Here is a 21,137-nt window from a genome sequence, read left to right on the forward strand (position 1 = left end):
CATGACGACGTCGACTCTGTACGGCATCCTGTCGATCGTTTCCTTTGCGCTGATCTGGGTGTTCGCCGTCGTGGCCTTCGTCTTCACCCGGCGGATGAGAGGCCACTCCCACGTCACGTCGAAGCTCGCCGTCGGCACCCTGTCCGCCACGTTGCGCAAGGTTCGTAAACGCGAGGCGCTCTCGGACGAGGAACTGGCTCTCGCGCGACAGGTCCTCGCCGACCGTGGCAGCATCCTGGCGCTCGCGGTGCCCGCCACGCTGTTCTGCATCGGATGCTTCTGTGTCTTCGGCAGCCTCGAACAGCTGCACGGACGTACCCCGTCGGAGCGCACATTTCTCGGCGTCTTCCCGATGCTCACCTCGACCAACATGGCGATGCAGATCCTCAGAAGTGCGCGCCTGAAGCAGCGACTTCCGTGATCGAGCCGTCCGGTGCGCTCAGGCCTCGTGCTCCCGCCCGAGTGCGTCGAGCAGGCAGTTGACGGCCAGTTTGCCCAGCGCATCGGAGGCCAGCGGGCTGTCGCCGGTGAGCAGGCGGCGGTCTTGATGCACGGTGCCGGCCATGTCGTCGTTGACGATGGTCAGTCCCTGCTTGGCGAGGAGGTCGGCGACGAGCCACTGCAGGCGCCCCGGAAGATAGCCGATATCGATGTTGGGGCCTTCGTCGAGCGAGTCGGGGAACACGCACACCGAGTACCCGGCGAACGGTGACTGTGCTTTGTCGAGGCCGGCGGCCAGCAGCGCCGCCGGGCCGTGGCACAGGGTGATGATGAATCGGCCGTGGTCCAGGGCCCAGTTCAGTGTCTGCCCTACCGTTTCGCTGCCTGGTAACCCGACGACGGCGCCGTGCCCGCCGGGAATGAAGACCGCGAGATAATGGGAGGCCGGATGCAGATCCGCGGCCACTTCGGACAACTTGAGGGGCTGCTTGAGCTTGGGTTTGAGGGCCTCATAGGTCGATGCCACGGCCTGGTCCTCGTGGGGCATCGCCCACAGTTCCAGCTTGGCCGGATACCCGGTGATGGTCGCGACGTCGACGTCGAATCCGGTCTCCATCAGATGGTGCAGCGGCAGCAGCATCTCCACCGGATGGTTGCCGGTGGAGAACATCTTTCCGTTCTGGCACAACACATATCGTTCTTCGGCGGCGATCATGAGTATCTTCCACCGACCCTCGGTGTAGGCACCCGCATGTTCCACGCCGGCGAAATCGGTCTTGGCCGACGTGTATTGGCTCAGTGAGTAGGGCGACGGGAAGAACGCGTTGTCCTCGGCCCGGTCAGGTGTGGGCGCCCTGCTGAGGTCGTCGGTGGCTTGTGACATTTCGTTCACCACTTCCTTTTCCCGAACTCGTGCGGTGAGGTCAGTGATACCCGGCGCCCGCCCACCTCATGCGTGTCAGCGCAATGGCAGCTCGGCGAAGATCGGCGTGGTCGGGGCGGTCGAGCCTGCACCCGGTTCGACGGTGAAGGCCAAGGCCGATGCGTCGCCGAGGTCTGGCAGCACCGCAGTGGTCGACGGCGCGACAGCAGCGGAGTCCATGGTGCCGGCCGAGGTTGCCGCACCCTCGCGCAACAGCCACATCTGATAGACGGTGCCCGATTGCGGAGGCGTGACACCGTTCATCACCAGCACCCCGGCGTTGCGCTCGCGGGAGAACACCACGGTGGCGGTGCCGCCGGTGGGGATGTCTCCGGAGACGGTCCGGACGTCGGGGGCGGCGAAGATCTGCTCGGCGGTGGTCGGCTGGGGGCCCGGACGCAGGGCGATGCCGATACCGACGCCGGCCAGGGCGATGACGACGGCTGCCGCGGCCGCCAGGGCGGTGTTGCGCCAGCTTGCCGCAGGTCGTCGACGTAGCTCGGGCACCGAGACGCGGGCCAGCACCTGCTCGCGCACATGCGGTGGTGGTTCCAGAGCGGTGGCCCCTGCCAGTCGGGCCATGGTTTCCCGCACCTCCCGCACCTCGGTCGTGAACTGGGCCGCGACCTCGGGAGAAGCAGCAGCCAGCCGCTGTTCGATGTCGGCGCGCTCGCTGTCGGACACCGAGTGCAGCGCATACGGGGTCGCCAACTCGAGCAGTTCGGAGTCAAAGGGTTCGGTCATGCGGCCCCCAGGCAATTGCGCAGGCCGCGGAGGGCGTCGCGCATCCGGGATTTGATGGTGGCGAGGTTGGCCGCCAGCCGTTGCGAGACCTGGCTATAGGTCAGGCCGTCGTAGTAGGCGAGGTGGATGCACTCGCGTTGGGCATCGGTCAGCGCGGACAGGCATTCGGCCACCCGCCGCTGTTCGTCCTGGGTGATCACCGAGTCGGCGACGTGATCAGCAGGCGGCTCCACGCTGGTCGCGCCGTAGCGCGATTCGCGCTGGCTGGCGGCTTGTTCGGCCCGCACCCTGTCCACTGCCCGGCGGTGGGCGAGCGTCATCAGCCAGGCCATCGGGGATCCGGCCGCCGGGTCGTAGCTGTCTGCGGTGCGCCACACCTGGAGGTAGATGTCCTGGGTGGTTTCCTCGCTGTATCCCGGATCCCGCAGAACCCGCGTGACCAGGCCGAACACCCTCGACCGCGTATGGTCGTACAGCTCGGCGAAGGCGTCGACGTCGTGTCGGGCCACCCGCCGTAGCAGCGCGTCGAGTTCGGCGGTCACCCACAGCAGCCTAGCGACCGGGGTCTGCGCCGTCATGTTTATCCAGATCTCGGCGGGCGCGGTATGAAAAATGAAGTGCGCGAGCGGTATTCGTCGAAGCCTGGTCGGCCTGCCATATGTTTCTCGGCCAATCGGGCACCTGTCGCGTACACCAGGAAGTACGTCATCAGCGCCGGGGAGAGGACTGTCGTGAGCGACAGCCAGCCGCAGATGGTCACCAGCCACAGTCCCCACCACACGCAGCTGTCGCCGAAGTAGTTCGGATGGCGGGTCCAGGCCCACAATCCGCGGTCCATGATCACGCCCCGGTGGGCCGGATCGGATTTGAACCTGCGCAGTTGATGGTCGCCGACCGCCTCGAACGCCAGTCCGACGGCCCAGATCAGGACGCCGGCAATCAGGACCGGTCGTAGGGCGGCCGGGGTGGGTCCCAAGGTCGAGGACAGCTGCACCGGCAGTGAAACGAACCAGGTTGCCGCCCCCTGGATCACGAACACCTTGCGCAGCACGTGGCCGGCCGAATAGTCGCCGCCCAGCAGCTCCTGATAGCGCGGGTCTTCCCCCTTGCCTGCCGACTTGAGCACCATGTGCCAGGACAGTCGGCCTGCCCACAGCGTGATGAGCACCAACAGCAGGATGCGCCGGAAGAGGTCGCCGCTACCGAGCACGGCGCTGACGGCGGCGACCACGATGAACCCGATGCCCCAGGCCACGTCGACGACGTTGTACCGCCCGAGGTTTCGGCCGATGACGAACGTCGCCCCGTGTACGACGGCGAGGGCGGCCAGTGATACCGCGGTGACGATGAGCAGGTTCACCGGTGTCCTCCTGTCGGGGCGAATGTCCACTGGTACACGTCGAGATAGCCCGAGGCGAAACCCGCTTCGGAGTACGCCAGGTACAGCTCCCACATGCGGGCGAAGACCTCGTCGAAACCGAGTGCGGTCACCGCGTCACGGCGTGCGACGAAACGTTCCCGCCACAGTCGCAGGGTCTCGGCGTAGTGCGGCCGGAGTGACATCACGTCGACGGTGCGCAGCCGGGTGTGCCGTTCGGTGAGACCGATGATCGCTTCGGTCGACGGCAGCAGCCCGCCGGGGAAGATGTACTTCTGGATCCAGGTGTGCGTGCCGCGCGAGGCCAGCATGCGATCATGCGGCATGGTGATCGCCTGGATCGCCACGCGTCCTCCGGGAGTGACGAGCCGGTCCAGTGCGCGAAAATAGGTGGGCCAGAACTGATATCCCACCGCCTCGATCATCTCGACCGACACCACCGCGTCGTAGCAGCCCTCGACGTCGCGGTAGTCGAGCAGCTCGATACCGACCCGGTCCGACAGGCCCGCCGCCGCCACCCGTTGCCGGGCCAGCCGCTGTTGCTCGGCCGACAGGGTGACCGAGCGCACCTGGGCGCCGCGCTCGGCGGCACGGATGCAGAGTTCTCCCCAGCCGGTGCCGATCTCCAGTACTCGGCTGCCCGGTCCGACGCCCGCGGTGTCGAGTAGTCGGTCGATCTTGCGGTGCTGGGCGTCTGCCAGCCCGGCCGTCGTCCCCGGGAGTTGGGTGAACAGCGCGCTGGAGTACGTCATCGTCTCGTCGAGAAACTCCGAGAACAACTCGTTCGACAGGTCGTAGTGGGCGGAGATGTTGCGCCGGGACTGAGCAGGGTTGTTGTGGGCAGAGCGCGGAGGACGGGGCAGCGTCACAGTCCGGAACCGTTGTAGCGCAGCGGGAACCAGGTCTCCCATGGACCTGCCGAACTCGGTGAGCAACCCGACGAGATCGGTGGAGTGCCACTCACCGGCCATGTACGACTCGCCGAACCCGATCAGGCCGTGGCGGCCGATCCGGCGGGCCAGGGCCTCGGGATGTTCGATGACCATCGTGGGCAGGGTCGGATCGGCCGCGCCGATCACGGTCCCGCCGGGAAACGCCAGCCGGACCGGCAATGTCGCGGCGGCGCGGCGTAGCAGTTGATCGGCCACCGCGCCCGAGATCGCGGCGACCGGCCCGCGCGGTGGACGTGCCACGTCCGGCCAGCGGGTGGGATCGATGGCGGGGAACGCTCCGGTCCGCGTGTTCACAATGACCTTCCTCGGTTCTGGGACCTTCCTGGGTTCTGCGACCTTCCTGGGTTCTGGGTAACGAACTCGACGACCTCGCCGGTGGGGCGGGGAACCACCGGCACCCGGCGCAGCCACAACTTGATCCCTTCAACGCGGATGGCGAGGGCACCGGCCAGCGGTGCCACCGGTGCGCTCAGTTGCAGGCGCAGGATCTCCCACGTGGTCGCCGGCCTGCGGTCGCCACGGAGGGTGGCGACGAAGGCCGGATGTCCTTCGCGGTGCAGCGAAATCGTCACGTCGAGTTGCTCCCCGGGTTCTGGAGCCAGGACCCGGTAGTGGCCCTCGACGGCGTTGAACGGTGAGACGTACATGCGCTTGGACACGCGTGCGAGCTGTCCGGCCGGAAGCAGGTAGGCATGCCGCCCGCCGTAGGTGTTGTGGACTTCGGCGACCACGCAACGTACTGTGCCGGCGGCATCGTGGCACCAGTACAGGCTCAGGGGATTGAACACGTATCCGAGCACGCGGGCCTGTAGTAGAGCGGTCACCCTGCCGCCGTCGAGGTCCACGTCGCGCGACACGAGGAATGCGTCCACCCGTTGGCGCAGTGTGTCTTTCGGTTCACCAGCGAAATGGTCGTCGACCTCGAAGCGGGCGAAGGGTCGCAGCCACCGTGGCAGTCGCGGCATCCGGTCGAGATCGACGTACCAGCTGTATCCGCGGTAGCTGAAGCGATGGTGCACGGGAGCGCGGCGCACGTGGGTGATCCTGGTGCGGTACAGCGCGGGAGTCAGCATGCCAGCGGCTCCGCAACCGGCCCACCGGCCCAACGGGCGCCCAGTCGCTCCGCGGCCCGCAGTCCCGATGCGGCGCCGTCCTCATGGAAACCCCAGCCGTGGTACGCCCCGGCGAAGACGACACGGTCGTCGTCGAGCTCAGGCAGGAGTTGTTGTGCGGCCACGGATTCGGTGGTGTAGGCGGGATGTTCGTAGACCATCTCGGCGATGACCTTCGACGGGTCCACCCGATGAGCGCCGCCCAGGGTCACCAGATACCGCCGGGAGCCACCCAGCCTCATCAGCCTGGTGATGTCGTAGCTGACGGTGACTGCGTGGTCTTCGGGGTCGATCAGGTAGTTCCACGAAGCGCGGGCTCTCGGCAGGCGGGGCAGTATCGACTCGTCGGTGTGCAGTTGAGCCTGGTTGAGGCTGTAGGGGATGGCGCCGAGGATGAGCCGTTCGTGCTCGCTGGGGTGGTCGAGCATCAGCAGCGCCTGGCTCGGGTGAGTGGCGATGACGACGGCATCGAACCGCCGTGGCGACTGCCCGCCGACGGTGACCAGTACGCCCTCGGCGACTCGCCGTACGGATCGCACGCGCGCGCCGGTGATCGCCTCGGGCAGCCGGGACACGACGGCGTCGACGTAGTTGACCGACCCGCCGACCACCGTGCGCCACGTCGGGGAACCGAACACCGACAGCATCCCGTGGTGCTGCAGGAAGACGAACAGGTACCGCGCCGGGTAGCGCAGTGCCTCACCGGGCGGGCATGACCACACGGCGGCGACCAGCGGGGTCATGAAACGGTCGGTGAAGTACCGGGAGAACCCGTGCCGGTGCAGGAACTCCTCGACGGTTACTTCGTCACCGGTCGCCGTGCGTCGCAGCAATTGCGTTGCCAGCCGGTGAAATCGGGTGATCTCGCCCAGCATCAGCAGATAGCGCGGCCGGCCCACAATGGACCAGCTGGGGAACAATCCGGCCAGGCCGCGCGCCCCGGCGTACTCCAACCCGGTGCCGTCGTCGCGTACGGACATCGACATGTCGGTGTCCTGCGTACGGATCCCGAGTTCGTCGAACAACCGGCACAGAGTGGGATACGTGCGGTCGTTGTGCACCAGGAAGGCCGTGTCGAGCGCGACGGTGCGGCCGTCTTCGACGACGTGCTGGGTGTGGGCATGCCCGCCGAAGCGGGCATCGGCTTCCAGCAGGGTGACGCGGTCCCGTGCGGACAGGACATACGCGGCCGTGAGGCCGGCGACACCGCTGCCTATCACCGCGACGGCACGTCCGCGAGGATGAATGATTTCCACACCCGGTATTCGGAGCCGGTCCGGGCGCGGATGGGAAGAACTTCTACCGGAGTTCGGCGATCACCTTGCCGAACGCCTCTGCGTGAGCGATCTGCACGATGACGTAGGTGATCCCGTACTTCTCGCGCAGACCGCGAATGTGGTCGGCCATGGCACTGACCGAGCCGGACAGCACGCCGGGGTGGCGGAGAAGTTCTTCGTCACTGAGCCCCGGGAGGAAATGGCGGGGGACGTTGAGGATGGGCATCTCGCTGCCGGGCGCGGGCATGGCGGTGACCGCGATGTTGAGCTCCAGCTGGCCGAAGCGGTCACCGGCGGCGTTGCGCAGGAACGAGATTCGGTCAGCCAAGGGATCTCCACCGACCTGATCACCACCGGTGAGGCCGATGATGTCGGCGGTCTGGGCGGCCACCGTCAGCAGCCGATCGCCGTTGCCCGCGATGAGGATCGGTATATCGGAGGCGTGTTCTTTCAGGTACTCGGTGGTGTGGCGCAGATGATCGATGCGCTCGCGGGCGATGGGGAACGGCAGTTCGGCGGCCTCGAACTCCTCGCGCACGTAGCCGGCGCCGAGGCCGAGGTCGAACCTTCCGCCGGACAGATCCCGCAGCGCGGTGGCGTCGCGCGCCAGCAGCGCCGGCTTGTAGAACCCGGCATTGAGCACGAACGTTCCGACGCGCAGCGTGCTCGTCGCCGCGGCGATCGCGGTCAGGGTGGGGAACGGGGCAGGCGCGCCGAGATGGTCGGGGACGTTCAGCACGTCGAAGCCGAGGTCTTCGGCACGCCGGGCCTCGTCGGCAATCTGAGACTGGGACTCGGCGACGCGCAGGCTGACGCCGAAGCGGAAATCGTTGGGCATCACCCGATCTTAAGCACGGTCCGTGCAGGTTTGGAGGCGTCTGCGGCGGGCAATTCTGAGCCGTGACAAGTCACCCGACGGTGGGCGTGGAGGAAGAGTTCCTGCTCATCGACTCGCAGAGCGGCGAACCGATCGCCCGGAACAAGCAGGTCGCCGCCAGCGCCGCCGAGCACGGGGTCGACCTGCAACTGGAGCTGACCAGCTGCCAGGTCGAGACGACCACGGACGTGATGGCCACCAGCAGCGCGCTGCGCTCCGAGCTCGGCAGGCTGCGCCGGACTGCCGCCCAGGCCGCCGCGGCGAACGGTGCGCAGTTGCTGGCCGTCGCGCTACCGCCGACTGTGCCGCACAAGTTCCCGGTGACACCGACCGCGCGCTACCGAAGGATCGCCCACCGGTTCGGCATGATCGCTCACGAACAGGGCATCTGTGGCTGCCACGTCCATGTCGCGGTGCCGGACCGGGACGCGGCGATTCATGTCAGCAACTGGCTCCGGCCGTGGCTGCATGTGCTGTTGGCGCTGACCGCCAACTCGGCGATCTATCGAAACACCGACAGCGGCTATGCCAGCTTCCGCAGCGTGCTGTGGTCGCGGTGGCCGAGTTCGGGACCTCCGCCGCATTTCGATTCCGTCGCGCACTATGACGCCGCGGTCGCGATGCTGGAGCGGGCCGGCGCTGCGTTGGATGACGGCATGATCTATTGGGATGTCCGGCCGTCGGCGAATTTCCCGACCGTGGAGGTGCGGGTGTCCGATGTGCCTGCGACGGTGGCCGAGACGGTGTTGCTCGCCACGTTGATCCGTGCCGGGGCGATGACGGCGTTGCGCGGCTACGACGAAGGCGAATCAATTCCGTGCCTGGCGGACAGCCAGATCCGCGCGGCGCATTGGAAAGCCGCCCACGACGGCCTGGACGGAGACGGCATCGATCTGCTGGGAGATCAGTCGACGGTCCCGGTTCGGGATCTGCTCGGTCGATTCGTCGAGACGGTGCGGCCGGCCCTGGTGGCGCTGGGCGACCACGAGATGGTGCGAGGCGAACTCGCCCGCGTCGTGGCCGAAGGCAACGGCGCGATCCGGCAGCGTCGCGCCTGGCGGAAGCGAAATGAAATCACTGATGTGATCGGCGAATTGGCGGCCGCCGTGACCAGCGACTAGCTCGCCCAGCGGCGCAGGAAATCCACCCAGGGGTCGGGGAGCTCGTGGTGCACCGCGCCGGCCAGGATGCGTTCCAGATATCCCGGCCGCGGCGGTCCGGGTTCGACGCGGTGATCGATGTAGACCCAGGCGGGTTCGGGGCCGTCCGCCGTGTGCACGGTCAGGCGGTCGCGGCGATAGCGCACCGGCACCCCCTCGGCGCTGTCGAGCGCGGCGAGGTCATGGTCGGTGACCTGCCACAGGACACCGTGTACCTGTGCTGTGCCGAGCGGTGCGATGGTGGCCACGCCGCGCTGGTTGATCAGCCAGTTGTGGCCGTCCAGGTGGGCCGGGGCGGGATCGATCGCGCCCGGACAGCGCCGGGCCATCTGTGTCACGCACAGATTGGAGCCGTAGGCGAAGTACGGGTGAAGCATTCAGCCCTTCACGGTCAGATAGATCAGCACCACGTTGAGCACACTAATCAATCCCGCAACACCCCAGCCCAGCGCCGTGGTGAGGCGGTGGTTGACGTCCTCACCCATCAGATTCGCCCGACTGGTCAACCGCACCAGCGGGATGAGGGCCATCGGTATGCCGAAGGAGAGCACGACCTGCGAGAGGACCAGGGCCCGGCTGGGGTCCACGCCGATGGCCAGGATGACCAGCGCCGGGATCAGGGTGACCAACCGGCGCAGCAGCAACGGGTAGGAGCGACGCAGCAACCCCTGCATGATCATCGCGCCCGCGTACGCACCGACGGAGGTGGACGCCAGGCCCGAGGCCAGCAGCCCGATGGCGAACAGCAGCGCCACCGTCGGGCCCAGGGTGTCGCGGACCGCGGCATGGGCACCCTCGATGGAGTCGGTGTCGTCGCGTCCCTGCAGGTTGGTGGCTGCGACCAGCAGCATGGCCAGGTTCACCGCGCCGGCCAGCAGCATCGCCAGCCCGACGTCGTAGCGGGTTATCCGCAGCAGGCGTCGCCGTACGGCGCCCGGCTGGAGGTGACCGTGACGATCGCGGGCCAGGCCGGAGTGCAGGTAGACCGCGTGCGGCATCACCGTGGCACCGAGCATCGCGGTGGCCAGCAGCAGGCTTTCGGCGCCCTGGAACCGGGGAATCAGACCGGCGGCGACCTCAGCAGGTGGAGGAGTCTCGACGAACAGGCTGGTGAGAAATCCGATGGCGATGATCATCAGCAGTCCGGTGATCACCCGCTCGAAGACCCGTTGACCCTGTCGGTTCTGCACGCTCAGCAGCAGCAGCGACACCAGCCCGGTGATGATTCCGCCGAGGAGCAGCGGCAGGTCGAACAACAGGTGCAGCGCGATCGCCCCGCCGACCACCTCGGCGAGATCGGTTGCCACAGCCACCAATTCGGCCTGTATCCAGTAGGCAATCCGGGTCGGGGTGCGGCTGTTGTCGGCGACCACCTCGGGCAGCGAGCGTCCGGTGACCAGGCCCAACTTGGCCGAGAGGTACTGCACCAGGCCGGCCATCGCGTTGGCCACGACGATCACCCAGACCAGCAGGTAGCCGAACTGCGCACCCGCGCTGACATTGGCGGCGACGTTGCCCGGATCGACGTAGGCGATCGCAGCGACGAATGCCGGTCCGAGCAGCGACCAGCTCGGGATGGTGCGCGTCTTCGTGTCCTCTAGCAACGGCCTACCTTCTATCCGGGTATACGAATAGAAAAGTTAGGGTACCCGAAAATTCGCGCGATAGTCAGCGGCGGGGGTCGGGCATCGCCGTCACCAGCCGACGCCGAAGCCGCCGAACCCGAACACCGGGCCGTACCAGGGGCCGTAGTTGTTCAAGGCGGGCGGCGAGGTCACGATCGCGGTGCTGCCGTTGGTCTGGCATTGCGTGGTGTTGGGCGACGTGGTGGTGCATTTCGGTGCGGCCGAGCCCGCCGGGGCCGTGAGAATCGCCAAACCTGGCACCGCCAGCAACGCCACCAGACACCGCGAGATGTTGTTCATGACGAGCTCCGATCGATGGAGCAAGTCTACGTCCGAACGGCGCTGTCAGCGCTGGTCAGAGGACAAAAAAGTCGTCATCCCAGGGGAACATCCCGTATCCGGGCTGCGGCGGCGTCGAGTCGATCTGAACGTTGCCCTCGGACGCGCACTCAGTGGTCTGCCCACCCTCGACCGAACTGCCGCCGGTCACCTCGCACTGGGGCAGCAGGCGCGGCTCGCTGGGGGCGCTGGGTTCGGCCGAGGCCAGCGGGGCCAAGGCGATCGCCGCGGAAGCACCGCCAACCATGAGGCAACCGGTCAACGTGGTGAGGCGAATCTTCATGGCAACGGTCCTTCCAAGGTGGGTCTACCCGGCAGCGTACAGACCCTTACCCGTGATCAACGGCAGATCGAGAGTGGTTCGGATACCCGGCTTGGCGTCCACCACGGCCGGGATCGCGTTGACCACCCGGGCCGCCGTGGCAACCAGGCCCGCATGGTTGTGATCGCCGTTTGGGCTGCTCAGGCAGAGGTCCAGCGTGTAGGACGGTTCACCGGTCACCACGACCCGGTACGAGCCGCCCTCCTGCGCGGGCTGGGGCCAATCGGGGCACAAATCGTCGCGCAGCCGTGTCACATGCTCCAGCACCACGGCCGCCTTGCCGTCGCGCATACCGCGCACCTCGAAACGCAATGCGGCGGTGGTCCCCTCGGGGATCCGCCCGGCCGCGATGTCGAAGTCCTCCGGCGCCGGAACCCGCGTGTGCTCTTCGGTGACCGCGTCGAGTTCGATGCCGAGCCCCGCGGCCAGCTGCCGGACCACTGAACCCCAGGCCAGGGTCAGCACGCCTGGTTGCAGCAGCATCGGAGTCTCGTCGATCGGCTTGCCGAAGCCCATCACGTCGAACATCACCGCCGGGCTGTCGTACGTCGCGTAGTCGACGATCTCCATGCACCGGATCTGCTCGATCTGCTGACAGGTACCGGCAAGGGCAAGGGGCAGAAGGTCGTTGGCGAAACCGGGATCGATGCCGTTGACGAAGATGCTGGCCCCGCCGGCCTCGGCAGCGGTGGCGATGGGTTCGATCAACTCGGCCGGCAGCACCTCCCACGGGTACTGGAGAAAGACCGCGGAGCTGGCGACGACATTGACCCCGGCCGACAGGATGCGCCGGTAGTCCTCAAGGGCCTCGGGCAGCCGGTTGTCGGCAAGCGCGGTGTAGACCACGCATTCCGGCTTGTCGGCCAGGATCGCGTCGAGGTCGTCCGTGGCCAGGACGCCCGTCGAAACATCAAGGCCGGCAAGCTCTCCGGCGTCCTTACCGGCTTTGGCCGACGAGGACACCCACACCCCGGTGAGTTCATAGTCCGGGTTGGTGACGAGCTGGGCCAGGGCATGCTTGCCGACGTTGCCGGTGCCTATCGCCGCTACACGGATGGTCATTGCTCTCCTCAGAGGTCGGGGATGGGGAGGTCGAGATTGGGCATGTTCAGGCCGCCGTCGACCTCCAGAATCTTGCCGGTCAGATAGCCACCGGCGGGGGAGGACAGGTACACCGCGGCGGCGGCGATGTCGGCCGGATCGCCGAGCCGGCGGAGCGGGGTGGCCTGCTCCATCGGCCCGCGCAGCGCGTCGTTGGAGGCGACGATGTCGAGGGCCGAGGTGAGGATCGAACCGGGCGCGATGGCGTTGACGCGGATGCGGGGGCTCAGGTCCAGCGCGGACAGTCGGGTGTAGTGCGCCAGTGCGGCCTTCGCGGTGCCGTAGGCGGCGAACCCACGACCGGCCAGGCGCCCCACCGTGGAGGTGATGTTGATGATGCTGCCGCCGCCCGAGTGCTCGAGCATCAGCGGAACCGCCGCGCAGGTCAGCGCGTGCGCGGTCGACACGTTGAAGGTGAAGGCGTCGCGCAGGTCCTTGGTGGAGGTGTTCATCAAGGGTGCCGGCATGGTGCCGCCGACGTTGTTGACGACGATGTCTAGTTTCCCGAACACGTCCACCGCAGCGGCCGCGAGCTCGGCGGTGGCCTCGGGGTGGGCCAGGTCGGCCGCGACTACGTGGGCCCGCCGCCCGGTCGCGGCGATCTGGGCGGCAACCTCGTCGAGTTGGGTCTGCGTACGGGCCGCGATGACCACGTCCGCACCGGCTTCCGCGAATGCCAGGGCAGTGGCTGCGCCCAATCCGCGGCCGGCTCCGGTGACGATCGCAACCTTGTCGTCGAGTCGGAATCTGTCCAGAATCACGTGTACTCCAATCGCTTGCTCGGCGTCACGCTAGCAGGGGGAGCGGGCGCATGTGAGAGGTTTCTGAAACACGTTCTAGTTGTCCCGTGGTACCCGCCTTCGGGTCGCGCAGTGTGCGCAAAGCCCTCCGCGGTGGCGCTGCCGGGCGCACAATTGAGGGGTCAGCTCAAGGTGGGAGCCGCGATGACCCAGCAGCGATATGACTTCTTCGGCGACTTGTTCGCGCGGTACTTCAGCCCCGCGATCGATCGGTACCCATCCACGGCGGGCACCCTTGTCCACCGCCTACTGGCGTGTACCGACGACGTGCAGGACCGATTGGCCCAGGCGCGCCTCGCGGCCGCCGCGTGGGGTGAGGAGGAGATGGGCCACCCAGGCCACGTGCACGCGACGTCCGAGTTGTTCGTCTTCACCCAGTGCGGTCTGATGTACGGCGCGCGTTTCGCCGATGCTCGTCACGGCCTGTATTACCTGGCCACTCCGGACCCGATGTTCGACGCCTTCGTCGACCAGATCGAGCACACATCGCTGCGCCCGGGCGCGGTGGTCGCCGTCGATCGTCGCTGCAGCCACGATCTCGAATCGGCCCACCCCATGGATGCCGCGTTGCGCCGCATCCTCGATGAACACGAGGCCTTGCGCGTCGACGTCACTGTGTGATGCCGCTTCCGGCGGGTTGATGTTAACGCCGTGTTTCGGTGGTGTTCGGTGCGTATTAACCCGTATGTGTTCGGTATGAGTCTGTCGGACAAGGGATTTCGCCGATTTACGGTTTAGCACACCTCACCGAAACCGAAGGGCGGGCTGAACCCAGTGAAACGGAACTTGAAGGGCTTGTGTGTTGCCGGTGCCGCGCTGTGTGGACTGGGGACGGCGTTGGCCGCGCCGGCTGCGGCCGCGCCCACCGAGTCGACGGCGAGCCAAACCATCAGTGACCTCGAAAGTCAGGGCTACCGGGTGATCTTGAGCAAGGTCGGCACCAAAGCCATCGACGACTGCACGGTCAGCGCGGTGCGCCAGGGCCGCTCGGTCACCGGCCCGCAAGTGCCGGCCGGAGCGGCGAGCATCACGTCGTTCAACCCGGGACAGAATCTGCAGTACACGACGGTGTACGTGGATCTGGACTGCAGGCGCTGAGCTACTTCTTGGCGGCAGCCTTCTTGGCCGCTGTTTTCTTCGCCGGTGCCTTCTTGGCGGCAGCTTTCTTCGCGGGCGCCTTCTTGGCGGGTTCTTTCGCGGCGCTGCCCCTGGCCTTCACGCTGGCCTCGAGTTTGGCCAGCAGGTCGGACACATCCTCGGTCTCGTCGAGCTCGGTCGGCTGTTCCTCGACAGAAAATGCTTCTCCGCCTTCGAGTTTGGCCTGAACCAGTTCGTGTAGCTGTTCCTGATAGTCGTCGCGGAACTGGTCCGGCTTGAAGTCGTCGGTCATCGACTCCACGACCTGCCCGGCCATCTTCAACTCGGCCGGCTTGATCTCGACTTCCTTGTCCAGCACCGGGAAGTCGGGATCGCGGATCTCGTCGGGCCACAGCAGGGTGTGGATCATCATCACGTTGCGCTTGCTGAAGTCCTTGACCCGTAACGCCGCCAGCCGGGTCTTGTTGCGTAACGAGAAGTGCACGATGGCCACGCGTTCGGTCTCGGCGAGGGTCTTGGCCAACAGCACGTAGGACTTGGACGACTTGGAGTCGGGCTCCAGGAAATAGCTCTTGTCGTACATCAACGGGTCGAGTTGGTCGGCCGGGATGAACTCGACCACTTCGATCTCACGGCTGCGTTCTTCGGGCAGTGTGGCGATGTCCTCGTCGGTGATCACCACCATCTGCCCGTCGTCGGATTCGAACGCCTTGTTGATGTCGCGGAACTCGACGACCTCGCCACACACTTCGCAGACCCGCTTGTAGCGGATGCGCCCGTTGTCCTTGGCGTGGACCTGGTGGAACTTGATGTCGTGGTCCTCGGTCGCGCTGTAGACCTTGACCGGCACGTTCACCAGGCCGAAGGCGATCGAACCCTTCCAGATGGATCGCATTTGCCCAGTATGGCTTGATCCGGCGGTCTGTGCGAAGAACCGCCGGATCGGTGCGCCGTGTCAGATGCCCTTGACCAGGCGGCAGACCGACTCGGGCGGGTTGACATCGGCGCTCACCCACGCGGCCGGAACCGGATCGCCGGCCACCGTGCGCAGGGGCACCACACCGGCCCATCCGCCGGGCTGGGACGATTCCTCCACCTGCGCCGGCGGGGCGTCGCGCACCTTGACCGTCCAGCCGTCGGGCGTGATCGGCAGGGCGACTGCGAGCGTCGCGACGAGCTCCTTCTTCGTGCTGGCACGCACCTCCGAACTGCGGCCCGGGATCAGCGAATCGCTCAGCAGATCCAGCGCGTACGCCGCCTCCCGTGGGTCGATGACCGTCAGATTTCCGCGAACCACGGCCGACCGGTAGTTCGCGGTGGAATCGAAAAGGGTGTCCGCCACCACGATTCCGTCGAGAAGCGTGACGCAGAACGCGGCGGGTGCTCCGGCCGCGACATGCCGCAGCGCACCCGCGCCTGTCGAGCCGTGCAGGAGGATCCGGTCACCGTCGCGGGCGTAGAGCATGGGCACCACCCACGGCTGCCCGTCCAGCACTGTCGCGAGCGTGCCCACCGAGGCGGCGTCGAGGACCGAGTCCAGGTCGGGCCGGTCGGTGCGGGCGCGTTCGCGTTCTCTCCTGATCTGGTTCACGGAACGAATTCTGCGGGCATTGCGGCATGGCCAGAAGGTCCAGAACTGCTGAATCTATGCAGACCACTATTGTGGCTCGTATGGCGCGCCACGCTCCCGAGCTGCACTTGGCCTTGCAGCTCCCTGCCGACGAGTCCCCGCTGCGACAGCGCATCGCGGCGGCGGTCATCGAGCAGATCAGGCTGGGCCGGCTCGGGCCCGGCGACGCGCTGCCCTCGACCCGCAGTCTGGCCGCCGAACTCGCGGTGGCCCGCTCGTCGGTGGTCGACGCGTACGACGAGCTCGCCGCGGCCGGGTACACCACCGCCCAGCTCGGATCGGGTACACGGATCGCTGCCGGGGCAGATGTCGCAGCCCACGCCGGTGCGGCCTCCCATGTCACCGCAAGCGGTGTCGTGCCCGCGGTGCGGCGTGCCCCACGGGAACAGGCACCGATGTGGGACCTCATGCCCGGCCACCCTGACCCGGGCCTGATCTCGACCACCGACTGGCGCCGCGCCTGGCGGGCCGCCGCTGTTGCGCCCATATCGCCGGCGGCCGCGGGGCCGCACGGGCACGTCGAGCTGCGCCACGCCTTGGCGGGGCATCTGCGTCGCACCCGCGGAATCGTCGCCGACCCGAGCGAGCTGATCATCGTGCCCGGCGTGGCCTCGGCCTTGCGCACCGTCACCGCGGCAGCGGGGCTGGCCGGCCGCGATGTCGCGGTCGAGGAACCCGGTTATGACGAGGCGCGGCGGGTCTTCGAAATGTCCGGCGCCCGAACGCGTGCCGTGGCGGTCGACGGTGACGGTCTCGACCCGGCATCACTGCGCGATTCCGATGCGGCGGTGTATTGCACCCCGGCACACCAGTATCCGCTCGGGGCACGGCTACCGGTGCCGCGCCGCGCCCGGCTGGTGCAGTGGGCGGACCGGACCGGCAGCCTGCTCATCGAGGACGACTACGACGGGGAGTTCCGCTACGACGTATCCGCGTTGCCCGCGTTGCGGGGCATCGACGGCGGGCGCGATCGTGTGGCCTACATCGGGACGGCGTCGAAGGTTCTCACGCCCGCACTGCGGGTGGCCTGGCTGCTGCCACCGCCGAGGCTGCACGACGGTGTCGTCGACGCACTGGAAGCCAGCGGTGAATCCGTCTGTACCGTAACCGCTCTCGCATTGGCCCGGTTCATCGAGTCGGGTGCGCTGACTCGGCACCTCGCCAGGGCGGCGCGCACGTACTCGGCGCGGCGGTCGGCGCTAGTCAATGCGCTCCGACGGCGCTGCGCCGGCATCCGACTGGAGGGCGTCGAGGCGGGTTTGCACCTGGTGGTGCGGCTGCCCGACGAGGCCGACGACTTCACGGTCGCTGCGACGCTGCGTGACCGGGGTGTCGCCGTATCGCCGCTGTCAGGTTTCTTCCTGGGCTTCTCGCACGTTGCCGCCGCCCGCGGCCTGGTGTGCGGATACTCCCGTCTGCCCGAGACCCAGGCCGACGTCGTGGCCGAGATCATCGCGGCCGCGATCCGTCGGCCGTGAGCGCGCTCAGGACTGCGCTGCGGCGTCTCGCGCCGCTCGATCCGGCAGGTCGGCACCGGGCCGGGCCACCGTCAACGCCGCCGACAACGCAGCGGACCTCAGGACACCCTCGAGCGCCTCGGTGCTGATCCGGGACAGGTCGCGGCGGCGGTCCGCGCCGAGCAGCCCCAACGACCACACCGCGTCGAGCAGGCCGGTCATGAAGGCGTCGCCGGCCCCGACGGTGTCCACCACCTGTACCGATCGCGCCGGGACCGACACCGAACCGGCCCGGCACACGGCAAACGCGCCACGCTCGCCCGACGTCACCGTGACGATGGATGGGCCGACCTCGAGCCAGGCCCGCGCGATCTGCTCCGGGGAGTGCCGGGGGTCCAGCCAGCGCAGATCTTCCTCGGACGTCTTGACGATGTCGACGCGTTCGACCAGCCGGTCGATGCGCCCCCGCGCGATGTCGTCGTCGCGGATCACATCCGGGCGGACATTCGGATCGAAAGTGAGGGTCGCCGACATCCGATAGGCATCGAGCAGTGCGGCGGTGGCGCGGCACCCCGGTTCCAGCACAGTCGCGATCGAACCGGTGTGAACCAGCAGCGGGGTTGCCACCTCGGGAGTGCCCGCCAGTTGCCAGTCGATGTCGAACTGGTAGTGGGCCGATCCTGCGGCGCTCAGCGTGGCCATTGCCGTGGGTGTCCGGCTCGCGCCGGTGCTACCCGAAACAAGTTGTACCCCAGCGCTTTCCACGTACTCGACGATGCGTTTGCCGTGGTCGTCGGGGGCGATGTGGGTGAGGAAGTCGACGCCGCGGCCAAGCCGGCCGAGACCGACGGCAACATTGAGTGGGCTGCCGCCGACGTACTCTCCGACGACGCTGCCATCTCGTTCGACGATGTCGATCAGTGCCTCGCCGATGACCAGAGCCCGGCTCATGGCTCCATGGTAGGTGGGTTCGGCTACAGCCGTCCGGCGATGAACCCCGCCGCCTGGTCCGGGTACGGCGGAAGCTCGTATGCGCTGTGAGCCGCGCGGAGACGCCCACCCTGGACACAGATCGGATCGCCCGGGCTGCACAGGTCGATGGCCCGACCCGCGAATAGCCCGGTACCGGACAGCGGAGTGCCGAACCGGTTGCCGGGATTGCCGAACACCGCCACCGCGGCGACGCGGTCGGCGCTGTAGGGCGGCAACGCGGGAGCCGAGCCGATCATGCCGATCCGGTCACCGATCGGCGGTACACCCGCCAACATCGAGACGGCGGCTGCGCCCTGCGAGAAACCACCGAGCACCACCTGGGTGCCGGGACATTGGTCGGCAAGCCAGGCGATGTGTCCGGCGGCGTCGTTCGCTCCTTCTGCGGTGGTCAGGAAGTTGAGCCCGGCCGGATAGTTCACCCCGTACACGCCGAGGCTGCGCGGCGCGATCCTCGGCGCGAGTTGGTCGACGAGCGCCTGACCCACCCGACCGATGCCGGGTGCCTCACCGGTGCCGCGGGCGAAGACCACCTCGACATCCGAGCACGGGTCGGCCGATGCCGCGGGTACCGGGCTGATGAGGCCGGCCGTCGCAATCGATACAGCGATGGCCGACCGGAGGACTGCGGTGTTCAGCGACATCAGCCCATGTTCACATTTTGGCGGCACATCAGTTCGGTTCATCGCCGAACTGCTTCGAGACGCTGTCGCACAACTTCCAGGTCCCATCCTCTTTGAGGAAATACAGCGCTCCCTTCAGAGGTGGATCGGACCGGGTGAATTGGGCCTGTGCGACGTCCCCACGAACGGTCACGTCGGTGATGTCGATCGGCTTCTTCCGCGAAGGATCAGGCGACTGGGGGCCCAGTGGGTCCCAGGTATCGAGCTGCAGGAGCTCGTCAGCCTCCTCCGCGCACATCATGTCCAAAACCTTGCGCTGATCGTCGGTGTCGACCGCCTCGGCGAAACTGATTGCTCTGGAACGGATCTCCCGCTCCGTCGAATTCGGTCCGCCTGCGAGCGTGAAGTACGCCAACACCACTCCGGCGACGAGCAACGTGGCCACCACGGTCGAGACGATCCACCATCCGGTGCGGGACTTCTTGACCGGCGGTTGGGCAGCCGACACGTACGGCGGTTGTGGGTAAGGCGCACCGGGCGGTTGAGGTGGCGGCCATTGCGGCGGTTGAGGTGGCGGCCATTGGGGCGGCTGAAACGGCGGCCAGGGCGGGGGCTGTGGCGGAGGCGTCGTCATTGCTCGTCCCAGCGACGCATCAGGAGCTCGTCGAGTTCCGCGCCGAATTCGCCGGGCGGATCGAAATTGCCTTCATAGGCGAGGGTCACCTTCCCGGGGAGGCGGCTGTTCACGCAGTAATACAGCTGCCCCGAATCCTTCGTGAACCACATCATCTGCGAGGGTTGGGACTCGATCTCGTCAAAACTCTCGCTCGGAAACCAGTCATATCCTTCCAAGCTCTCCCAGGCATCCGGGCGCTTGATTCCATAAGACTCCCAATCCTGGGCGGTAAATCCCGGATGTACCTCGCGCAGAAACGTCTGTACGGCAGCGGGAAAGCAATCGAAGAATTCTGTCGTGGGCTGTCCGAGGACAGCCGGATCCCAGCCGAGCCACAGTGCTGGAAAGCCATCTCTGGCTTGTCCCGCCACGTAAATGAGGACGTTTTCGGCCAAGCCGTCTGATTGTCGGCGAAAGACCCTGACATCGGAGAGTTCGTCCTGAAATCGTCGGGCGAAGCCGGGAAGTAGGTCGATGAAATCCGAGCCCCACAAGGACAGGGCGCGACGACATCTGTCCGATGAGGTGTCGGCGGATGCGATCGGTCGCCATTTCTGCGGTATCGCCGCCAGTTCTGGTGATTCTGCCCCGACCGGGGTCCAGGTGGCATTCCCTCCGCCGACCTCGGCGAGGATATCGCCGACTGCATATTCTGCCACTGTGACCTCCTAAGGGCTCTGGCTCGCCAGGAGCGCATTTATCAGGTTCTGCATGTCGGTCATCTTTTGCGTTTGCAGCGCTATCTGTTCGTCCACCCAGGCGGAGTCGGCTTTCGGCAGGAGCCGGAGAGGACTGCCCGAACTCTTGCCCGAATTTGGGCCGGTACCCATCCATTGCAGATTTGCCGGAGTGGTCGCAACGATCATCATGTTGCGGGCATTCAGGTCTTTGAAGCCGGGCATCTGGATGAGGGCGGCCAGTGGAACAATGTGGTCGGCCGAAACCTTTGGTGTCTTGCCGTCTGCGTGGAACCCATATGTTTCGTTCGGGTACGCCCGATTTGTATCTGTTCCACCCGGTCGAGGCGTCCCATTGAGGGGCATGTCGCCGATCTGTTTTGCCGAGGGTGGGTTGTCTTTGCGGATTTCCTTGTGCAACCCGGAAAGTTCTTTGGGTACCAAGTGGCGCGCTCGATCCATGTCTTTGACTCCGGGCAGGGGGCCCGGGTTCCATCCGGATCGCGCGACACCTTGTCGTTGGTTTTCGACCTCGCGTATCTTCGCCGGGCTGGGTGATGCGAACGCCGGGCCGCCCGGATTCCCATCGTTTATCAGGCGGACGGCCTCGACGCATCCGCGATCGCGTTGCTGAAGCACCGCCCGCTCGGCGTTCAGTGCCTCGGCTTCAGCGTTGTAAGCGTCGACGGCTGCGTGGTCGTAAAGATTGGGCTTGAAACTGTTGTGCTGACTTCTGCGCTGATCATGGCTGGCTTCGGCAGCGACGAGATCCGGACAGACATCCATCTTCGTCGTAGTGGCGTGCGCCGCCGGTGCTGCGATCAGGGCGTTCGCGAAGACCAGGATCGTGAGGATCAGGGCTACAACGGAACTGCGTCGATTCATCTCGGCCTTCCCCCAAGGTCGCATTCGCGCCCGAACATCACGTTCCGTAC

At 66.8% G+C, this 21,137-nt stretch carries 25 protein-coding genes and 1 pseudogene; 5 read left to right on the forward strand and 21 right to left on the reverse strand.

Going from position 1 to position 21,137, the window contains the following annotated elements; translation table 11 throughout:
• The first annotated feature begins 1 nt into the window (after position 1).
• Positions 2–421 carry a hypothetical protein gene (locus tag AC4ELH_RS32820; RefSeq protein ID WP_498888998.1) on the forward strand — a complete coding sequence of 140 codons (420 nt, stop codon included), beginning with the start codon at positions 2–4 and terminating at the stop codon, positions 419–421.
• Between the two features lie 18 nt (positions 422–439).
• On the opposite strand, the gene hchA is transcribed toward AC4ELH_RS32820, so the two are convergent.
• The 8 genes from hchA to AC4ELH_RS32860 all read right to left on the reverse strand — a co-directional run bounded on the left by hchA (position 440) and on the right by AC4ELH_RS32860 (position 7,665).
• The gene (gene hchA / locus AC4ELH_RS32825; protein WP_498889000.1) at positions 440–1,324 is read right to left on the reverse strand and encodes a glyoxalase III HchA; all 885 of its coding nucleotides are present in this window, start codon (positions 1,322–1,324) and stop codon (positions 440–442) included.
• A gap of 75 nt (positions 1,325–1,399) precedes the next feature.
• Positions 1,400–2,107, reverse strand: coding sequence for an anti-sigma factor (locus AC4ELH_RS32830; protein WP_448441844.1), 708 nt, complete (start codon positions 2,105–2,107; stop codon positions 1,400–1,402).
• Positions 2,104–2,685, reverse strand: a complete 582-nt coding sequence (locus AC4ELH_RS32835) for a sigma-70 family RNA polymerase sigma factor (RefSeq protein WP_498889002.1) — start codon at positions 2,683–2,685, stop codon at positions 2,104–2,106. Before AC4ELH_RS32835 ends, AC4ELH_RS32830 begins: the two co-directional genes overlap by 4 nt.
• Before the next feature lie 2 nt (positions 2,686–2,687).
• On the reverse strand, positions 2,688–3,455 hold the full coding sequence (locus AC4ELH_RS32840) for a DUF1295 domain-containing protein (RefSeq protein ID WP_498889523.1): 768 nt from the start codon (positions 3,453–3,455) through the stop codon (positions 2,688–2,690).
• Positions 3,456–3,463: 8 nt separating this feature from the next.
• The gene (locus tag AC4ELH_RS32845; protein ID WP_064959038.1) at positions 3,464–4,732 is read right to left on the reverse strand and encodes a class I SAM-dependent methyltransferase; all 1,269 of its coding nucleotides are present in this window, start codon (positions 4,730–4,732) and stop codon (positions 3,464–3,466) included.
• Entirely contained in the window at positions 4,729–5,511 is a 783-nt protein-coding gene (locus tag AC4ELH_RS32850) for a DUF1365 domain-containing protein (RefSeq protein ID WP_498889004.1), read from the reverse strand. The genes AC4ELH_RS32845 and AC4ELH_RS32850 overlap by 4 nt, the downstream gene beginning before the upstream one ends.
• A complete protein-coding gene (locus AC4ELH_RS32855; protein WP_498889006.1) occupies positions 5,505–6,806 on the reverse strand; it encodes an NAD(P)/FAD-dependent oxidoreductase in 1,302 nt (433 codons plus the stop codon). Before AC4ELH_RS32855 ends, AC4ELH_RS32850 begins: the two co-directional genes overlap by 7 nt.
• A gap of 43 nt (positions 6,807–6,849) precedes the next feature.
• Positions 6,850–7,665, reverse strand: a complete 816-nt coding sequence (locus AC4ELH_RS32860) for an LLM class F420-dependent oxidoreductase (protein WP_498889008.1) — start codon at positions 7,663–7,665, stop codon at positions 6,850–6,852.
• Between the two features lie 62 nt (positions 7,666–7,727).
• Between AC4ELH_RS32860 and AC4ELH_RS32865 the strand changes: the two genes are divergently transcribed.
• Positions 7,728–8,825, forward strand: coding sequence for a glutamate--cysteine ligase 2 (locus AC4ELH_RS32865; protein WP_498889010.1), 1,098 nt, complete (start codon positions 7,728–7,730; stop codon positions 8,823–8,825).
• A gap of 5 nt (positions 8,826–8,830) precedes the next feature.
• On the opposite strand, the pseudogene AC4ELH_RS32870 reads toward AC4ELH_RS32865, so the two are convergent.
• The 6 genes and pseudogenes from AC4ELH_RS32870 to AC4ELH_RS32895 form a co-directional block, all read right to left on the reverse strand.
• A pseudogene (locus AC4ELH_RS32870) lies at positions 8,831–9,241 on the reverse strand (gamma-glutamylcyclotransferase family protein); the annotation flags it as partial.
• Complete coding sequence (locus AC4ELH_RS32875; RefSeq protein WP_064887352.1) at positions 9,242–10,468, reverse strand: Nramp family divalent metal transporter; 1,227 nt, start codon at positions 10,466–10,468, stop codon at positions 9,242–9,244.
• A gap of 90 nt (positions 10,469–10,558) precedes the next feature.
• The gene (locus AC4ELH_RS32880; protein WP_064887353.1) at positions 10,559–10,789 is read right to left on the reverse strand and encodes a hypothetical protein; all 231 of its coding nucleotides are present in this window, start codon (positions 10,787–10,789) and stop codon (positions 10,559–10,561) included.
• A 55-nt stretch (positions 10,790–10,844) separates the two neighbouring features.
• Positions 10,845–11,111, reverse strand: coding sequence for a hypothetical protein (locus tag AC4ELH_RS32885; RefSeq protein ID WP_003881781.1), 267 nt, complete (start codon positions 11,109–11,111; stop codon positions 10,845–10,847).
• Between the two features lie 24 nt (positions 11,112–11,135).
• Positions 11,136–12,212, reverse strand: a complete 1,077-nt coding sequence (locus tag AC4ELH_RS32890; protein ID WP_448441858.1) for an NAD(P)H-dependent amine dehydrogenase family protein — start codon at positions 12,210–12,212, stop codon at positions 11,136–11,138.
• Between the two features lie 8 nt (positions 12,213–12,220).
• Complete coding sequence (locus tag AC4ELH_RS32895) at positions 12,221–13,012, reverse strand: SDR family oxidoreductase (RefSeq protein ID WP_064959046.1); 792 nt, start codon at positions 13,010–13,012, stop codon at positions 12,221–12,223.
• 183 nt (positions 13,013–13,195) lie between these two features.
• Between AC4ELH_RS32895 and AC4ELH_RS32900 the strand changes: the two genes are divergently transcribed.
• Both AC4ELH_RS32900 and AC4ELH_RS32905 read left to right on the forward strand, forming a co-directional pair.
• On the forward strand, positions 13,196–13,672 hold the full coding sequence (locus AC4ELH_RS32900) for a glucose-6-phosphate dehydrogenase (protein ID WP_498889014.1): 477 nt from the start codon (positions 13,196–13,198) through the stop codon (positions 13,670–13,672).
• 153 nt (positions 13,673–13,825) lie between these two features.
• Positions 13,826–14,149 (forward strand): hypothetical protein, encoded by a 324-nt coding sequence (locus AC4ELH_RS32905; RefSeq protein ID WP_055117308.1) that lies wholly within the window; start codon positions 13,826–13,828, stop codon positions 14,147–14,149.
• A 1-nt stretch (position 14,150) separates the two neighbouring features.
• On the opposite strand, the gene ku is transcribed toward AC4ELH_RS32905, so the two are convergent.
• Positions 14,151–15,044, reverse strand: coding sequence for a non-homologous end joining protein Ku (gene ku / locus AC4ELH_RS32910; RefSeq protein WP_064887357.1), 894 nt, complete (start codon positions 15,042–15,044; stop codon positions 14,151–14,153).
• A gap of 60 nt (positions 15,045–15,104) precedes the next feature.
• A complete protein-coding gene (locus AC4ELH_RS32915; protein ID WP_064887358.1) occupies positions 15,105–15,740 on the reverse strand; it encodes a pyridoxamine 5'-phosphate oxidase family protein in 636 nt (211 codons plus the stop codon).
• 80 nt (positions 15,741–15,820) lie between these two features.
• On the opposite strand from AC4ELH_RS32915, the gene pdxR reads away from it, so the two are divergent.
• On the forward strand, positions 15,821–17,257 hold the full coding sequence (pdxR, locus tag AC4ELH_RS32920; protein WP_498889017.1) for a MocR-like pyridoxine biosynthesis transcription factor PdxR: 1,437 nt from the start codon (positions 15,821–15,823) through the stop codon (positions 17,255–17,257).
• A gap of 6 nt (positions 17,258–17,263) precedes the next feature.
• Here pdxR and AC4ELH_RS32925 read toward each other — a convergent pair whose 3' ends face one another.
• The 5 genes from AC4ELH_RS32925 to AC4ELH_RS32945 form a co-directional block, all read right to left on the reverse strand.
• On the reverse strand, positions 17,264–18,187 hold the full coding sequence (locus tag AC4ELH_RS32925; RefSeq protein ID WP_064959049.1) for a carbohydrate kinase family protein: 924 nt from the start codon (positions 18,185–18,187) through the stop codon (positions 17,264–17,266).
• Positions 18,188–18,210: 23 nt separating this feature from the next.
• Entirely contained in the window at positions 18,211–18,870 is a 660-nt protein-coding gene (locus AC4ELH_RS32930; RefSeq protein ID WP_064887361.1) for a cutinase family protein, read from the reverse strand.
• 28 nt (positions 18,871–18,898) lie between these two features.
• On the reverse strand, positions 18,899–19,357 hold the full coding sequence (locus AC4ELH_RS32935; RefSeq protein ID WP_498889020.1) for an Rv0361 family membrane protein: 459 nt from the start codon (positions 19,355–19,357) through the stop codon (positions 18,899–18,901).
• A 122-nt stretch (positions 19,358–19,479) separates the two neighbouring features.
• Positions 19,480–20,184 (reverse strand): hypothetical protein, encoded by a 705-nt coding sequence (locus AC4ELH_RS32940; RefSeq protein ID WP_131812696.1) that lies wholly within the window; start codon positions 20,182–20,184, stop codon positions 19,480–19,482.
• Positions 20,185–20,193: 9 nt separating this feature from the next.
• Entirely contained in the window at positions 20,194–21,087 is an 894-nt protein-coding gene (locus AC4ELH_RS32945) for a hypothetical protein (RefSeq protein ID WP_448441872.1), read from the reverse strand.
• Positions 21,088–21,137 lie beyond the last annotated feature (50 nt).

It is taken from the genome of Mycobacterium shunyiense, from assembly GCF_058270075.1.

Excerpts from the sequence above, each read along its gene's own strand:
- ku (WP_064887357.1), bottom strand. The coding sequence starts at position 15,044 with ATGCGATCCATCTGGAAGGGTTCGATCGCCTTCGGCCTGGTGAACGTG.
- pdxR (WP_498889017.1), top strand. The coding sequence starts at position 15,821 with ATGGCGCGCCACGCTCCCGAGCTGCACTTGGCCTTGCAGCTCCCTGCC.
- AC4ELH_RS32835 (WP_498889002.1), bottom strand. The coding sequence starts at position 2,685 with ATGACGGCGCAGACCCCGGTCGCTAGGCTGCTGTGGGTGACCGCCGAA.
- AC4ELH_RS32945 (WP_448441872.1), bottom strand. The coding sequence starts at position 21,087 with ATGAATCGACGCAGTTCCGTTGTAGCCCTGATCCTCACGATCCTGGTC.
- AC4ELH_RS32930 (WP_064887361.1), bottom strand. The coding sequence starts at position 18,870 with ATGTCGCTGAACACCGCAGTCCTCCGGTCGGCCATCGCTGTATCGATT.
- AC4ELH_RS32860 (WP_498889008.1), bottom strand. The coding sequence starts at position 7,665 with ATGCCCAACGATTTCCGCTTCGGCGTCAGCCTGCGCGTCGCCGAGTCC.
- hchA (WP_498889000.1), bottom strand. The coding sequence starts at position 1,324 with ATGTCACAAGCCACCGACGACCTCAGCAGGGCGCCCACACCTGACCGG.
- AC4ELH_RS32890 (WP_448441858.1), bottom strand. The coding sequence starts at position 12,212 with ATGACCATCCGTGTAGCGGCGATAGGCACCGGCAACGTCGGCAAGCAT.
- AC4ELH_RS32925 (WP_064959049.1), bottom strand. The coding sequence starts at position 18,187 with ATGAGCCGGGCTCTGGTCATCGGCGAGGCACTGATCGACATCGTCGAA.
- AC4ELH_RS32885 (WP_003881781.1), bottom strand. The coding sequence starts at position 11,111 with ATGAAGATTCGCCTCACCACGTTGACCGGTTGCCTCATGGTTGGCGGT.
- AC4ELH_RS32820 (WP_498888998.1), top strand. The coding sequence starts at position 2 with ATGACGACGTCGACTCTGTACGGCATCCTGTCGATCGTTTCCTTTGCG.
- AC4ELH_RS32880 (WP_064887353.1), bottom strand. The coding sequence starts at position 10,789 with ATGAACAACATCTCGCGGTGTCTGGTGGCGTTGCTGGCGGTGCCAGGT.
- AC4ELH_RS32830 (WP_448441844.1), bottom strand. The coding sequence starts at position 2,107 with ATGACCGAACCCTTTGACTCCGAACTGCTCGAGTTGGCGACCCCGTAT.
- AC4ELH_RS32900 (WP_498889014.1), top strand. The coding sequence starts at position 13,196 with ATGACCCAGCAGCGATATGACTTCTTCGGCGACTTGTTCGCGCGGTAC.
- AC4ELH_RS32850 (WP_498889004.1), bottom strand. The coding sequence starts at position 5,511 with ATGCTGACTCCCGCGCTGTACCGCACCAGGATCACCCACGTGCGCCGC.